Source organism: Mesorhizobium sp. M7A.F.Ca.ET.027.02.1.1 (assembly GCF_004022985.1).
In the GTDB taxonomy this organism is placed as follows: Bacteria; Pseudomonadota; Alphaproteobacteria; order Rhizobiales; family Rhizobiaceae; genus Mesorhizobium.
This window is the reverse complement of sequence record NZ_RZOL01000161.1, coordinates 1-13,302: the sequence shown is the minus strand read 5'-3', so window position 1 is coordinate 13,302 and position 13,302 is coordinate 1. Positions and strand designations below refer to the sequence as shown.

At 63.5% G+C, this 13,302-nt stretch carries 17 protein-coding genes; 6 read left to right on the top strand and 11 right to left on the bottom strand.

Features of this window, described 5'->3' with window-relative positions; genetic code table 11:
* Positions 1-159: 159 nt before the first annotated feature.
* Positions 160-528, bottom strand: a complete 369-nt coding sequence (locus tag EN749_RS18505; RefSeq protein ID WP_128363663.1) for a hypothetical protein — start codon at positions 526-528, stop codon at positions 160-162.
* Positions 529-714: 186 nt separating this feature from the next.
* On the opposite strand from EN749_RS18505, the gene EN749_RS18500 reads away from it, so the two are divergent.
* Positions 715-1,017: a hypothetical protein gene (locus EN749_RS18500; RefSeq protein ID WP_128363662.1), complete on the top strand. Its 303-nt coding sequence runs from the start codon at positions 715-717 to the stop codon at positions 1,015-1,017.
* Positions 1,018-1,256: 239 nt separating this feature from the next.
* Here the strand turns inward: EN749_RS18500 and EN749_RS18495 are convergent, their stop codons facing one another.
* A complete protein-coding gene (locus EN749_RS18495; protein WP_128363661.1) occupies positions 1,257-1,961 on the bottom strand; it encodes a helix-turn-helix transcriptional regulator in 705 nt (234 codons plus the stop codon).
* 226 nt (positions 1,962-2,187) lie between these two features.
* On the opposite strand from EN749_RS18495, the gene EN749_RS38845 reads away from it, so the two are divergent.
* Positions 2,188-2,454: a hypothetical protein gene (locus tag EN749_RS38845; RefSeq protein WP_236382727.1), complete on the top strand. Its 267-nt coding sequence runs from the start codon at positions 2,188-2,190 to the stop codon at positions 2,452-2,454.
* A 113-nt stretch (positions 2,455-2,567) separates the two neighbouring features.
* On the top strand, positions 2,568-3,218 hold the full coding sequence (locus EN749_RS18485) for a GcrA cell cycle regulator (RefSeq protein WP_128289395.1): 651 nt from the start codon (positions 2,568-2,570) through the stop codon (positions 3,216-3,218).
* A gap of 249 nt (positions 3,219-3,467) precedes the next feature.
* On the opposite strand, the gene EN749_RS18480 is transcribed toward EN749_RS18485, so the two are convergent.
* Both EN749_RS18480 and EN749_RS18475 read right to left on the bottom strand, forming a co-directional pair.
* The gene (locus EN749_RS18480) at positions 3,468-3,776 is read right to left on the bottom strand and encodes a DUF982 domain-containing protein (RefSeq protein ID WP_164749149.1); all 309 of its coding nucleotides are present in this window, start codon (positions 3,774-3,776) and stop codon (positions 3,468-3,470) included.
* A gap of 108 nt (positions 3,777-3,884) precedes the next feature.
* Entirely contained in the window at positions 3,885-4,166 is a 282-nt protein-coding gene (locus EN749_RS18475) for a DUF982 domain-containing protein (RefSeq protein ID WP_127268742.1), read from the bottom strand.
* Between the two features lie 245 nt (positions 4,167-4,411).
* On the opposite strand from EN749_RS18475, the gene EN749_RS18470 reads away from it, so the two are divergent.
* On the top strand, positions 4,412-5,005 hold the full coding sequence (locus tag EN749_RS18470) for a DUF6456 domain-containing protein (RefSeq protein ID WP_127268743.1): 594 nt from the start codon (positions 4,412-4,414) through the stop codon (positions 5,003-5,005).
* A gap of 110 nt (positions 5,006-5,115) precedes the next feature.
* On the opposite strand, the gene EN749_RS18465 is transcribed toward EN749_RS18470, so the two are convergent.
* The 3 genes from EN749_RS18465 to EN749_RS18455 all read right to left on the bottom strand — a co-directional run bounded on the left by EN749_RS18465 (position 5,116) and on the right by EN749_RS18455 (position 8,602).
* The gene (locus EN749_RS18465; protein WP_128363660.1) at positions 5,116-7,140 is read right to left on the bottom strand and encodes an acyltransferase family protein; all 2,025 of its coding nucleotides are present in this window, start codon (positions 7,138-7,140) and stop codon (positions 5,116-5,118) included.
* A gap of 244 nt (positions 7,141-7,384) precedes the next feature.
* Positions 7,385-7,690: a hypothetical protein gene (locus tag EN749_RS18460; protein WP_128289397.1), complete on the bottom strand. Its 306-nt coding sequence runs from the start codon at positions 7,688-7,690 to the stop codon at positions 7,385-7,387.
* A 165-nt stretch (positions 7,691-7,855) separates the two neighbouring features.
* Complete coding sequence (locus EN749_RS18455) at positions 7,856-8,602, bottom strand: helix-turn-helix transcriptional regulator (RefSeq protein WP_127270648.1); 747 nt, start codon at positions 8,600-8,602, stop codon at positions 7,856-7,858.
* A gap of 228 nt (positions 8,603-8,830) precedes the next feature.
* On the opposite strand from EN749_RS18455, the gene EN749_RS18450 reads away from it, so the two are divergent.
* Positions 8,831-9,133: a hypothetical protein gene (locus EN749_RS18450; RefSeq protein ID WP_127326567.1), complete on the top strand. Its 303-nt coding sequence runs from the start codon at positions 8,831-8,833 to the stop codon at positions 9,131-9,133.
* Here the strand turns inward: EN749_RS18450 and EN749_RS18445 are convergent, their stop codons facing one another.
* Positions 9,134-9,859 (bottom strand): Crp/Fnr family transcriptional regulator, encoded by a 726-nt coding sequence (locus EN749_RS18445; protein ID WP_127396506.1) that lies wholly within the window; start codon positions 9,857-9,859, stop codon positions 9,134-9,136. It lies immediately after the preceding gene.
* A 454-nt stretch (positions 9,860-10,313) separates the two neighbouring features.
* Between EN749_RS18445 and EN749_RS18440 the strand changes: the two genes are divergently transcribed.
* A complete protein-coding gene (locus EN749_RS18440; protein WP_128289398.1) occupies positions 10,314-10,529 on the top strand; it encodes a hypothetical protein in 216 nt (71 codons plus the stop codon).
* A 283-nt stretch (positions 10,530-10,812) separates the two neighbouring features.
* Here EN749_RS18440 and EN749_RS18430 read toward each other — a convergent pair whose 3' ends face one another.
* The 3 genes from EN749_RS18430 to EN749_RS18420 form a co-directional block, all read right to left on the bottom strand.
* The gene (locus tag EN749_RS18430) at positions 10,813-10,929 is read right to left on the bottom strand and encodes a putative RiPP precursor (RefSeq protein WP_348629363.1); all 117 of its coding nucleotides are present in this window, start codon (positions 10,927-10,929) and stop codon (positions 10,813-10,815) included.
* Positions 10,930-11,032: 103 nt separating this feature from the next.
* Positions 11,033-12,064 carry a hydroxyacid dehydrogenase gene (locus EN749_RS18425; protein ID WP_127809757.1) on the bottom strand — a complete coding sequence of 344 codons (1,032 nt, stop codon included), beginning with the start codon at positions 12,062-12,064 and terminating at the stop codon, positions 11,033-11,035.
* A 429-nt stretch (positions 12,065-12,493) separates the two neighbouring features.
* On the bottom strand, positions 12,494-13,302 hold an 809-nt coding region (locus EN749_RS18420), incomplete at its 5' end, for an FAD-dependent monooxygenase (protein ID WP_128363659.1).

Below are 13,302 nucleotides of genomic sequence, written 5' to 3'. Positions count from 1 at the left end.
GCAGGGCGGCGGTGGTTCCCGCGCCGGCCGTTTTCAGGTTTGAAATTTTGGGCGGGCAGTCTTGAACATCCCAAACTATGCACGTCGACGATCAGCCACCCCTGCGCAGTCCAGAAAGAAAAAATTGCTGATGGAACCCGCAAATGGCTGGGTCCAGCCTCACGCTGCTTCGCGCGCCCATAGAAGATGGCCATGGCGACGAAAATACCGTGCCACCAGCCGTTGTTGCTTGGCCCTGATCAGGTCGGGCAAGCGCCGCTCCTGGCGCCAGCGCGGTACGTTGCGCCAGCAGGCTATGAAGCGGGCGGCGTCCTCGATGGCCTCCTCTGCCGAGAGCGCCGGGCCAATCGCGGCCAGGAACAGCGCCTCCGACGGTTTCAACTCGTCGATCACTGCCTTGCGCCTGACGTGATCCTGACGGGCGTGGGCGATGCCGTTTCGGCGGATGGCTTCGAAGGCTTCAAGCAGGGCCAGGCTGTCGCCGGCGTAACCGCAGGAACGGGCAAAATCGGTGGCAAAAGCGTCCATTATCGCTCCCGGGTCTGATGCAGTGGGCAGGTTCGTGTCTGACTCACATTTTCATATATATATGAAAGCATAACTCAAATTACACCTAAGGAAAACTTCGGAGAAAGTTTGAAAACTGCGACTCGACTCTCGGCGCAAAACACAGGAATATGCGAACAAATCAGGAACAACGATGAGGCAGGGGCGATGGCATTGCCGGGCAGGGAACCAACAATCGCGCATGTCGCCTCGATCTCGGTCGAGTGCGCGGATTGCGGCCGCAACCGTTGGTGGCGACCCGATCAGCTGAAGCGGTTCGGCGTGACGGGGAACACGCCGCTTGCCGCTCTGTCGGGCCGCATCGTCTGCGCGGCCTGCCGTGCCGACGGACTGCCAGGAGCGACCGTTACGATCCAGGCGGCCTTCATCGACGAGCGCCAGCGCGTGCGCAGCGAAGGGCAGATGCTGAGCGATCGCGAGGTGCCGCTGGAGGGAGCGAGGCGGGCTTGAGTCTTGTCGAAGGGTGAACGGCCGGTTCGCGTGAGTGAATTGATCGTGCCAGTGGCACGATCAAAGGCCAGCGAACGCCGGGACGCTGCGAAGCAGCGGGGACCCGGCAGGTGGATCCTGCGCTACCCGGCCCTTCGCAAGCTCAGGGCGTTCAAGGCTCGAAAAGCCAAGCAATTGGCTTTTCGTCCGCTGTGCGGACCGCCTTTCACCCCGCAAGGGGAGAAGGCAAGAAGCGCTCCTCAATACCCCAGCAATTCCTTCAGCGGAATCACGCGCCAGACGTGTTTGATGGCGTAGCGGTTGAAGGTCAGCGTCTTCGGCGGGTTGTATTGATCGACCACCAGCTCGCCCGCCGTGCGCTTGACCAGCTTCTTGATGAAGGCCTTGCCGTTGCGCTCGTTTTCCTCGGGGAAGGTCTCGATCACCACATGGTCGCCGGGCACCGCGTCGCGGCCGCCGCAATAGATCAGGTCGCCGGGCTCGTAACGCGGCACCATGGAATCCGAGAGCACGTGCAGGGCGAACACCTTCGGCAGGTTGCGCACCCCCGGTGGGCGCTGGACATAACCCGCCGGCTCGCCGTTGAAGGTGAAATCGCCATCGTCGCCGCCGACGGCCGCGCCCAGCACCTCGATATCCGTCGACCCGGCGGGTAGCGGACCGGTATCGGTGACGATCTCCGCATCGGCGACCGGTCCGGCATCGTCGAGAAACACGACCTGCCCTTGACCCAGCGCCACCGGGTCGACGCGCAGGAAGGCGGCGGTCTTCAAGAGGTTCTCGGTCTTGGGCAGATTGCGGCCGGTTTCCCAATTGCCGACGGCGGCGACGTCGGTGTCGTTGTGCTCGGCGATGTGGCGCATGACCATGCCGCGCTGCTTGCGCGCCTTGCGGATCGCCGCCCCGACCTTGATCGACAGTTCCGTTCTTGCCATGGCGACCATGTGAGTGATGAAAGCGGCTCTCGTCTATGAAAGAATGACTTGCATACATTTATAAGTTATGCTTATATACAGGTATGCAAAACCTGTCCACCTTTGATGGCGCAATCGCGCCGGCCCCGTGCGCGGTGTGCCCGGCGGCTGTCGCCCCCCTTTCATCCCGGCTGTCGCCCCCCTTTCATCCCGGCTGTCCTCCTCCCCGGCCAGGATGAAGCCCGAGGCTCGGTACTTGACTGCACCAGCCCCGGGTCCGGTCCGCCCGTCTCCGGCGACCGGAACGGCCGGAGCCGCCGCTCCCAGCGGCTCCGGCCCCCAATCCGACCGGCATGGCGCCGGCGCTGTTTTTTCGGCTGGCCGCTCCTGCATCCGCACCGAGGACGGCACCGTCATCCTGTTCGACAGGCCAACGGGCAGGGCGGTTTCCGCCCTGGATAGAAACACGGCCGAGGCGCGGCTTCTCCACCTTGCCGGCGGGAAATCTACCCAATCCGGCTGAGGCTGGTCGGCTGACAGCCGGCTCTTGAAAAACAACCTGACTGCGACCCGGCCACCGGGTCGAACCTTGACGCTGCCCGACGGCGCGCGGCCGAACTTTGGATGGAGCTGGATATGGCAAGCTATAGCGACGCGGAATTGCACGAGATCGGCCGCTGGCTGAAGGACGGGCTTTCAGCCTCCAGGATTGCAGTCGCGTTCAGCGCGTTGCGCGGCAGCCCGGTGTCGCGCGACGCCATCATCGGCATCGTGCACCGTAACGCCATGCTGGGCGCGATCGGTTTTGCCAATGGCAAGGGGCCGCCGCCGCGAGCCGGACAGGCGGTGGGCAAGCGCGCTGAAAGCAAGCGGGCGACTGGCGCCCCGGGGACTGCGACGCCTGTCGTCGGCAAGATGCATGGCGTGCTTGCCGCCAAGGACATCCCCGCGCGTGAAGTGGCCCGGCCCAGGCGCCATTCGTTCGTGCGCGAGGTAGGCGTGCTGATCGCCGACGGCGTAGCCTATCGCCTGGAGACGCCGGCGCCGCCGCGCGCGGCCATCGGCCGGCAGCCGCATGGCGTGGCGATGCGTTTCATCGATTGCCTGTTTTCACGCTGCCGCGCGCCGCTGGATCTGACGGTGGAGGAGGATTCTGAAAACGATGCGCCAGGCAGCCGACCGGGCGCCGACATGCTGTGCTGCGGCATGCGCACCAGGGCGTTGAAAAGCTATTGCACCTACCATCAGGCGCGCTTCCAGCGCCGCGTATTTGTGGCGACGGGGTGAGGCTTGGTCTCTTCTCCCCGTTCACGGGGAGAAGGTGCCGGCAGGCGGATGAGGGGCAGCGCTGACGAGGCAGGATTGAAAGCTGACATGAAATTCAAGCATCCGATTCAGATGCCATTTACCGAAGCGCTGGCGCCGCCCCTCATTGCCCTGCCGGGCGTTCGCTGTTCGAAAAGCCAAGCAATTGGCTTTTCGTCCGCTGCGCGGACCACACCTCACCCCTGTGAACGGGGAGAAAGAAGCAAAATCTTATTTCGGCATTTGCCGGCCTTGCTTGGGCGTGCGGCTCTGCATGCTCCTTGCGTCCATCGCCATCGCCGGGTTGCCCTCGTCGACCAATATGCCGGTCACCCGGGCAAAGCCGGTAAACACCTTCATGGCGTCCGCTTCGGAAATCTGCGCGGCGATCGCCGCGCTGCAGGCGTTCAGCGCACTGCGGTAGACATGGCCGCGTCGCTCAAGCGGCCAACGCTGCAGAAAATCGGCGGCTTCGCTGACGCTGTCGATCTCTTCGATCTCATCTTCCACCCGCACTTTGAGCGGCACTCCGGTTTTCATCGTACCCACGGCGTTCACCTTCGCTTTGCGCGCGGCTCCAACTACCGCATCGATAAACGCGCCCCGCTGGCGGCCGGTTGCATCAATTTTTCGGCCGGCGCGCGATCCTCATGGGCTAGCCACCGCGTTCAGCCAGTCATGGGCGCGGCTTTTGGGCCTGGCCACCAGTATGTTCTGTTGCTTGGCCGCCCTGGTGAAGGCGTCGAACGCAATGCGCTGGCAGCAGATGCCTTCGACGGCGAGCGTAACCAGCCGCGTCGCCTCGAGATAACCAGGTGCTGTCTTGTCGGGCCATTGGTGGCGCAATGCCTCGGCTGCGCCGGCCACCGAACTGACCAGCATGGTTTTGTTATCGCAAAAGCGCACGGTAACCGGCATGAAGGCTGTCATCGGCGAACCTCCCCTTGGCATGGACGCGACATAACGTCGAAAGCTCGCGCCGGTTCCATCAGCCTGGATGCCGGGCGGCAAGGATGCTGGCGCAGCGGCGAGGAGGCGACGACCTCCGATTCAATGAAGGCCAACCGAACGGCGGCTCTCTCCGCCCTGCCGACCATGTGGGGAGATGCCCAACTGCGCGAAGGATCGCCGCGCTTTGCCGTTCTCCATCATCCCGAGCCAACCAGGAGCCTCCCATGAGCAAAAGGACCAGACCCGTCAAACCGCAGGCGCCGAAATTGCCGAAGGGCGAGGCCGAGCAGGTGCGCATACGCCGCGAGATCGGCCATGATTTCGCGCTCAGGGATGACGCCTTCGGCCGCAAGCGGCTGGCGGCGGGCACGCTGGAGGCTGCTCGTGTCTACGAGGTGTCGAATGACGGCTACGCCGCCACCGGCGGCATCGTGCGGGTGCGCGCCATCGATGCGCTTATCGGCATCACCTCGCTGTCGCGCCAGCAGCGCGAGGCAGGTCTGCGCTACCGCGAGGATTTCCGCTGCAGCCAGCAGGCTGATGTCAAGCCGATGCGCTGGACCGAGCGCGTCGACGGCGGCCGCGATGGCGGCGGCATCGCCGACAGTGTGCTCGACGCCGGCAGGGCCTATGCCGCCGCCACAAGAGCGCTAGGCCATTGGGAGGTGGCCGCCGTGGTGCGACAAGTCTGCTGCGCGGACGGTTCCCTCAAGCGCCTGTCCGAGCAGACCGGCGAAGGCCGGAACGTGGTGACGAAGCTGCTGAAGGTGGGGCTGGATTTGTTGGCAGTGCATTACGGGATGATGATGAGGCGGTGAGGGGTGAAATGGATCCGACCGGCGATGCCTGCCGGATCGGTGATCAAGCCCGTTCCACAGATTCGCAATATGTGATGAACAATGCGGACCGGGCGCAGATACCCAGGCGCCTAAAACAGCGCCCGCTCCAGCGGCCCCGCCAGCGTCTCTGCAAAGCCCGTCGCCAGATGGTGCCTGTCACGAAACGCCAGCTTGCCTGATATGACGACGTGGCAGGTGGTCGGGCCGCAGAATTGGTTGGTGAGGTCGATGTAGCGGGTGTCGGGCACGCTGGTCACCACGGCGCGCTCGGCGGCGGCGGTGCTATCGTTGGCGGCTTCGGCTCTTGGCGTGTCGCAGTGCGGCGAGGGTGCCTCGCGCCACCACAGGGTGCGCGCCACGCAGGAGCCGGCGAAGCTGGCGTTGATCGGCGTGTCGCGGATAACAGCCGTCTCGACACCGGCCCGGCTGAAGGCCTGCAAGGTCGAGCGCAGGCCGGCCTGCCAGCGCGCTACTTCAGCGGTGCGTTCGGCGGGTGGCAGGTCGCGGATCAGATTGCCGATGGAAAATTCGGAGATCACCACCAGGCGCGGCTTGTGGCGGATGATCTCTGATATGGCCTGCTCGCGCCAGGCGTCGCATTCGGTGTAGTCGCGCTTCAGCACCGTGTTGAAGGTGGAGAGCCGCGAGGCGCGGCACGATGATTTGAGATAGGTGATGATCTTTGTGTCGTTGCGTTTGGCTGCTTCGATCAGCGGCGTCGACCACTGGTCGGCGTGCGAATCGCCGAACAGCACGATGGTGCGGCTGGCATCGGCCGGGCCGAACATGCAGGGTTTCGGCGTCAGCGTTTGGAAGTCGGCCAGGCAGTTCTTGTCGACGGCCCGCGCGATGGAAGGTCTTTCGACCGCCTGCTCGATGCCGCGCTGCTCGGGGCCGATATTGCGCGTGGCCAGATGCGCGTTGGCATAGGCGACCGCCACGCCGGTGCCGGTCAGCATCAGCGCGGGAACCAGCACAAGGCCGGGAAAAGCGCGAAGCGGTTTTGCGCCTGGAATGGCCCTGGGAAAGGCGCGGGCGCCTACCGCCATCCAGGCGCCGCGCCGCGCCGGGTCTTCGATCAAATGATAGGTGAGCACCGACAGGGCGAGCGCCAGCACGCCACAGCCAAGCCGCTGCGGCACGGAAAGCTCCGGCGCCAGCATCCCGGCATAGACGATGACCGGCCAATGCCAGAGATAGAGCGAATAGGAGAGCGTGCCGATCCATTGCAAGGGCGGCAGGGACAAAGCGGCGGCCGGGCCAAGGGCTTGCCAGCCGGTCCGCCTATTGCTCTGCGGCCCGCCGACGCCGCTCAGCAGCACCAGCACGGTGCCCGCCACCGGCAGCAACGCGTACCAGCCGGGGAAGGGCAGGTCCTCGCTCAACAGGAGATAGGCGGTCGCGATCAGCGCCAGGCCGAGCCAGCCAAGTGCTGCCCGCAGCCAGATGCGGTGCTGCAGCAAAGCCATGGGGACCAGCGTCGCCAGGCCGCCGGCGGCGAACTCCCAGGCGCGCAGCGGTGAAAAATAGAAGGCCCAGGCCGGCGCCGCGCTGGTCAGCCACTGGCAGGCGGCGAAGGAGGCAAGGCCGGTAACGCCGACCACGGCTGCGGCCGTTCGCCGGCCCGGCCGCAGCCAGGCGGCCAGCAGAAGCAGCGCCGGCCAGGCCAGATAGAACTGCTCCTCCACCGACAACGACCAGAAGTGGATGAAGGGATTGCTGGTGGCATCGGCGGCGAAATAGTCGAACGACCAGCGCAGCAGCCACAGATTGATGGCATAGGCGGAGGCGAACATGGCGCCGCGCGAATAGAGCGCCTGCTCCTGCGGCGCCAGGATGAAGTAGCCGGCGGCCAGCGTAACCAGGATGACGAATAAAGCTGCCGGCAGAAGCCGCCGCGCGCGCCTGGCATAGAAGCGCCAAAGGTCGAGCCGGCCGGTCTCGCCGATCTCCTGCATGAGATGGGTTGTTATCAGCCAGCCCGAGATGACGAAGAAGATGTCGACGCCGGCAAAGCCGCCGGGGAGCGCGGTGAGGCCGAAATGGTAGGCGACGACACCGCCGACGGCGAGCGCGCGCAATCCTTGTATGTCCGGCCGGAACGATGCTGCCACGACGGCTCCTTCGTGCAAGGCCCAGCCCCTGCGCAACGTCGGCCGGGCAGGCTGATATCGCAATGCAACAAATTTATCGCAGTGCAACATAGAGCAATTTTATCGCGGTGCAACATAGCAGGAAGGGAAATGGGCCGGCGCGCCGGCCGGGCTTGATCGTTGCGTGGCGGGCTTGTCCGTGCGCCCCGCGGCAGACGCAAAACAGCCCCGCGAAGGGGCTGTTTCTCATCGGGCCGCTGGATTGCTACTTGCTGCCGCCGTTCGCTTTCACGCTGCTGCAGAATTCCGGATGGCTGTTGGCCGCAGTGGCCTCCTTCGCCTCGTCCTCGCAGGCCTTCATCATCGCGGTCTGGTCGTCCGGCGTAAGGGCCTTCCAGGCCTTCACGAAATCGTCGTCGCTGACCATCGTCTTCCTGCTGGAGTCGGTGTAGAAGGGCTGCATCTTGGCCGGATCGTCGAGAGCCGACGTGCCGGTGTCGCTCGCGGCAAGCGCCGTACCGGCAACCATCGAGAGCGTCATCGCGCCGAAACAGATCATCTTGATGTTCATGGCGGTACTCCTCCTGTTGCTTTGGGATCGTCGAAGCAACGATCAGCTGGAAAACGACAGGTTTGGGTGAAAGTTCCGGGGTTTTTTGCGCAAAAATCCCGAAACGAAGAAAAATATAGTCGAAAAACTTGAAACTTTCCCCGATTTTTCCCGTAAGAAGCGAGTTTATCGGGTCTCTCGTGCGAGACTGACCACCAGCCGATCGACACTGGGGTCGTCGAGACTGACGATATGGGCCATCTGCAGCGCTCGCCTCATGCTGATCCTGGCGACGTCCTGCCGCATGATGACGGATACAAAGGCCGGCCCTGATCCGGTGAGGACGATCGCCCTGCCTACCAGAACCGGTTCGGAGATGGGAGCCCACTGCACGGTCATGATTGAGGGCTCGGTGGTCTGGCGCCGGTTGATGCCGGTGAAATAAATCCAGTTCAGGCGCGAGATCGCCACGCCGTAATGGTTGCCGGGTATTCTCGAGCCACCCCGGCCATCGCCCGAAGCCCAGCGCGTCACCCGCCTGAAGGTGACGAGATCGGCCTCGCGCCGCACGAAGGTGACCGAGCGCATCAAAAAGTCGGGTCGGCCGGGCATCGAAAAATAGGTGAAATATGTGCCTCCGGCGATGGCGGGCGACGGCGGCCGCACCATGTTTTCGTACAGGGCCTGGCGCAGCGTTGCGTTGCCGTCGCTCTTGGCTGCCGCGGCGGCCGGCTCACGATACAGCTCATTCTCATCGATCTTGAAATAGTCGCAGATCAGCCTTGCGGTGGCTTTGTTGGGAACCGCCTTGCCTTGCAGATAGCGCTCGAACTGGGTGCGATTGATGCCAAGCTCACGGCACACCGCGCTGACGGAAGCGTGGCGTTGGACCAGCCGCCTGAGATTGGCGGCGAGATTCTCGCGAATTGGCACGACATCTCCCCGACAGACGTACGGACCAGTATTCAAGCGATTGCTTATATACAGTTGCATGCCGTGGCGGCGGCGCGAAGATGGACCTTTGGCCAATAGGCAACGACCCGGTGGCGCGTAGACTGTACGATTCTGACAGTCCGGCTATGCAAGCCGTGTAAATGGGCGTATTTCGATGGCAAGAGCGACCTGAGATCGGCCTCTCGACATCCTGCAATGGAGGGCGGTTTGGATCATACCGGCCTGGTCGAGCTTCTGGACTACACGCAAGCCCAATTGACGAAGATCCGCCAGGCGGTCGCGGCCAGCGATCACGCCGGTGCCATGTTCACCATCGACTGCCTTGTCGGAGCGGCGGCCGAACAGACGAAGTGCAAGCTTGCAAGTCTGGAGCATGCCGGGTTGCCGATAGCCAAGGATGGACCGATCGACGGGGATGGGCCGATTGGCCGGGGCGCATTTGAAGGCGGTGCGGCACCGCCCGGCAAAGCGACGTCGGGCAAGCCGGATGCCGGCGGCAACCGCTCCTGATCAGGCCGCGCCGATCTCGCCGATCAGCCTTGCATATTCGGCCTCGGCTTCGCCGTAACTGCCATTGGCGAGTTCCAGCAGCCCGGCGCGGTCGCGAATGACGATCTCGCCCCGACGCGAGCGGATCAACGCGCGGCCTTCAAGCAGTTGGAGGGCGACGGTGACGCCTGGCCGCCTGACACCAAGCATGATGGCCAGGAATTCGTGGGTGATGGCGAGATGTTCGCCGGGCACGCGGTCGTCGCACATGAGCAGCCAGCGCGCCAGCCGCTCCTCGAGCTTCAGCCGCGCGTTGACGAGCGCGGTGCAGCCGGCCTGGGTCTGTAGCGCGTTGACGAAGCGCAGCAGGAACATGCGCAAGGTTGCACTTGCCGCCAATGCTGCCTTGAAAGCGCCGGCTTCGATGCGGATCGCTTCGCCTTCGAGTTGGACATAACAGGCATGCGGCGCACGGTCGTCGCCCATCACCAGGGAATATCCCGTCATGCCCTCGAAGCCGATGAAGCCCACTTCGGCCTCTTGGCCGCTCGCGGTGCTGGCGACCACCGAACCGATGCCCTGTTCGATGAAGTAGACGGCCTCGATCGGAATATTCGGGGTCACCAGCATCATGCGTAGCGGCAAATCGCAGCGCTGCATGTGCGGCTCGAGCAACGCCAGATCATCCGCGGGCATGCGCCGCAGCAGCTGATTTCGGTATTGATGATTTTTGGTGAGATCAGACATGGCGTGGCCCAATGCAGGGCAAGAGCCATCCAATCTCCCAGCCGTCCGTGCCCGTAAAAACGTACGGACGATCGCCTATGTATAGGGGCTCTGAACGAAGAAAGATATCAATGCGATATGAAATTCGAAGCACGGCGCCCCCCAACGCCCGTTCGCATATGAAAAGATCGGCCTGAATGTTAGTGTCGGAAACGTACCAAGCGCCACTTGGTACAAAACCGACATATTCATGAGGGCGCCGGATCACGGTGAAGGGCCGATAAAATCCCGCCGGCTAATGACAAGGGCGCCATGTCGCGCCGGGCCCGAGAACCGTTCGAAAAAGGGGCGGACCGGCGGGAGAATTGTACGATACTTACTGTGATGAAGGCCGATGTTGACTCTTGCTCAGCCCGATTTCATTTTTTGACCCACAGCGTCAAGGAAGTGGTCGCTGCTCCGAAAGGGGCTTCTTATGTCGAGCCTTCATAAGCGCAATCCTGGTTTCCATCCTTCCGATCTGCAGCTGTGCCAGCGCGTCTTCGATCGGGTCTGCCTGGAGCGCAAACTCGATCGCATCTCGGGAGAGTCGGACGTGCAGCTTCTGGCGGCCACGGTGTTTTCGCTGTTCCAGAATGGCTGCCGCAATGAAGGCGAGTTGCTTGAGAGTTTCCGGCGGACGCGCCAATGACCAAAGCCAGGATCACGTCCGCAGCACCGGTAGCCGAAAACGAACCTTACGACGCTGCGGTCTTCGCCCGGAAATACGGCATGTCGCGGAAGGCCGCGGAGGTCGTGCTGTCCGCGAACGGACCGTCCAGAACGGCTTGTGACGCTGCCGCCCGCTCTTTTATGGAAGCGGTCGCCCGCAGGGCGAAGAGCAGCCGTGGACACTGAAGCTGCGCCTGGAGCGGCTGCCGTACCGCCCGCCCTGGGTGCGTCCGATGCTAACCTTCATTGGATGCCGCGAGGTGTCAGCCTGCCGGGCCTGTCGGGCCTATTACGCCTGAATTGGCTTGCTGCGCCGTCACGGCGGAGAGTTTCTGCCTTTTGAGCAGCATCGGCTTTTCATAGGTCTTCTTCATGTTCATGGCCTCCCTCCGCAAAGTTCGATTGCGGCAGCGTCATCGCCGGCCGCGCTCTTGTCAAGCCGACCTTGTCGACGGCCGGCCAACCGGGACGAAAACCCACGCCTCAATTCCTGTCGGCCGGCTTGGAACGCATGCGCGAAACCGTCTCGCGCTCGGCGCGCTTGGAGCGCAGCGGCGGCAGGCCGCGGTCGATCAGGTCCATGTCCTCAAGCACCATATCGCCCATGCGCTTGAAGGCGATGTCGAGCGCGCCGGCGCGGTGAGCCGAGCGCAGAAAGCCGGGCAGGGTGCGCACCGGATGGTCCCGCGCCAGCGGTTCTTCGGGGAAAACGTCGCTGGCGGCGACGATGTGGCCGCTCTTCACCGCCGCCATCAGCGCCGGGAAGTCCACCACGCCGGCGCGGCTGAGCAGGATGAAGGCGGCGCCCTTGCGCATGCCGGCAAAGGCCTCGGCACCGAGAAAACCCTGGTTCTCGCTGGTCACCGAGGCAACGACGAAGATGAAGTCGCTGGTCGACAGCACCTCGTCGAGAGAGGCCGGCTCGACGCCATTGTCGATGAGGATCGATGGCGGCAGCCAGGGATCGAAGACTTTGGTGCGGGTGCGGAAGCCCGACAGCAGCCGGTTGAGCGCCCGGCCGAGATCGCCGAAACCGATGATCCCGACATCCGCGCCGGACAGGAGCCGCGCCGTCTGGTTGCCGTCGCCGCCCCACAGTTCCTGTCCCTGGCGGAAGGCGAGGTCGGCATCGACGATGTCGCGGGCGAGGTTGAGCGCCATGGCAAGGCCAAGCTCTGCGACCGGCTCGGCGAACACCAGGCCGGTGGTGACGACATGGATACCGCGCGCGAACAAGGTCTCGTAGGGCATGTTGTTGATGAGGTTGGTCTCGACATTGAAGACGCAGCGCAGCGCCTCCATCCGGTCGAGCGTTTCGGGCGATATGGGCGGCTGGCCGATGATGTAGCGCGCCTCGGCCAGCACGTCGGCCGGCAGTTTCGCGACGCCGTCAGCGGTCGTCTCGACAATGCGATAGTGCGCCTTGAGCCGCGCCAGCTGCCGGGCTGTGAAGATCAGCTCGAGCGTGCGTGGTTCCGGCGCACTGATAACCAGCGGCAAGGCGCTGTTGGACATGGCTATTCCCTCTGTTCCCGATGGCCAAAATACCTTGGATGAAACGATTTACAACATCGCGCGGGGAGGCGAGTAGAGCGGGATTGGCGCTGGGATGAGGTGTCCTGTTGGAGCCGATATGTGCCGGCAATGCAACAGTGAAGAATCGTTTGACTACGATGGCGAGGAGACGACGTAAGAACCAGTAATGACGCAATTGACACGGGGCAGGGAATTGGTTCTGCTGGCGCCGTACCAATTTGGAGGGCACTTTACAGTGAAGAAATACGAGAAACCAACCTTGCAGAAGCGCGACAGGCTTTCGGGCGTCACGGCCCAGACTACCCCATCGGCACCTCCGTCGACGGCAACCTGAGCGGTTGGCGTCTGACGCATTCGCCTTATAAGGCAATCAATATTGGCAATCGATAGGGCGCGACTGGTCGCGCCCTATTGCATATTGGCCATGGGCGCCTGCCGTTTTCCCAGATGCCGGACCTTGCGGCCGATGATCATCAGCCGGCGCGCGGTGTTGTTGCGCAGGCGCCTTGCGCGCCATTCCAGTCCGGTGCCGGCGGTGATCGACTTGGCATAGTAGCTCACCCGCATGCCATCCTCATCGGCAGCCACCTTGACCGGGTCGTCATAGAAGGCGTTGATCTTGTCAGCCGCCATGCCTGGTGTTTCGAGCCATCGCGGAATGTGAACCGAATGGAGCTGATCGACATCGGTCATCACCCGGCCGATGCCGACGCCCGGTGTCGGACACGTGGTACAGAAAGCATCGCCGATGAAGATGACCCCGTCGCGGCGATGGCCTTGCGTGGTGCTCAGGCTGATCTGCCTGACCTCGACAGGGCCTGCGACTTCGAAGTTGCCACATCGCGCTGCTATTTCCGGCATCAGTTCGCAGAGCATCTTTTGCGGTTCCTGGCGAAACGCCCGCGTCCACGGCTCGGCCACTTGCCGATAGCCGAACATGTTCGCCCGCATCTTGTCGCCGAGGGGAAAGATGCTGATGTAGGCGATACGGTCGGCAGCCCGCCTGCTGTAGCAGGTGACGGCCTGATGACCGAAATCACGCGGCGAGATGGCGAGGTCGAATCCCATCGACAGTGAATGCGCCTTCGATTGCTCGATACGCTCGACGCCGACGGCGCGCCGCACCGCCTCGCCGTGGCCGGTTGCCACCACCAGCAGGCGGGCATCGATGACGGCGCCGTCGGCCAGCACAAGGCGCTGCCGGTCCGGTCCAGTCG

Bases quoted from the DNA above. Each gene is read 5' to 3' on its own strand.
- EN749_RS18505 (WP_128363663.1), bottom strand. From the start codon at position 528: ATGGACGCTTTTGCCACCGATTTTGCCCGTTCCTGCGGTTACGCCGGC.
- EN749_RS18500 (WP_128363662.1), top strand. From the start codon at position 715: ATGGCATTGCCGGGCAGGGAACCAACAATCGCGCATGTCGCCTCGATC.
- EN749_RS18495 (WP_128363661.1), bottom strand. From the start codon at position 1,961: ATGGTCGCCATGGCAAGAACGGAACTGTCGATCAAGGTCGGGGCGGCG.
- EN749_RS18485 (WP_128289395.1), top strand. From the start codon at position 2,568: ATGGCAAGCTATAGCGACGCGGAATTGCACGAGATCGGCCGCTGGCTG.
- EN749_RS18480 (WP_164749149.1), bottom strand. From the start codon at position 3,776: ATGAAAACCGGAGTGCCGCTCAAAGTGCGGGTGGAAGATGAGATCGAA.
- EN749_RS18475 (WP_127268742.1), bottom strand. From the start codon at position 4,166: ATGACAGCCTTCATGCCGGTTACCGTGCGCTTTTGCGATAACAAAACC.
- EN749_RS18470 (WP_127268743.1), top strand. From the start codon at position 4,412: ATGAGCAAAAGGACCAGACCCGTCAAACCGCAGGCGCCGAAATTGCCG.
- EN749_RS18460 (WP_128289397.1), bottom strand. From the start codon at position 7,690: ATGAACATCAAGATGATCTGTTTCGGCGCGATGACGCTCTCGATGGTT.
- EN749_RS18445 (WP_127396506.1), bottom strand. From the start codon at position 9,859: ATGTCTGATCTCACCAAAAATCATCAATACCGAAATCAGCTGCTGCGG.
- EN749_RS18440 (WP_128289398.1), top strand. From the start codon at position 10,314: ATGTCGAGCCTTCATAAGCGCAATCCTGGTTTCCATCCTTCCGATCTG.
- EN749_RS18430 (WP_348629363.1), bottom strand. From the start codon at position 10,929: ATGAACATGAAGAAGACCTATGAAAAGCCGATGCTGCTCAAAAGGCAG.
- EN749_RS18425 (WP_127809757.1), bottom strand. From the start codon at position 12,064: ATGTCCAACAGCGCCTTGCCGCTGGTTATCAGTGCGCCGGAACCACGC.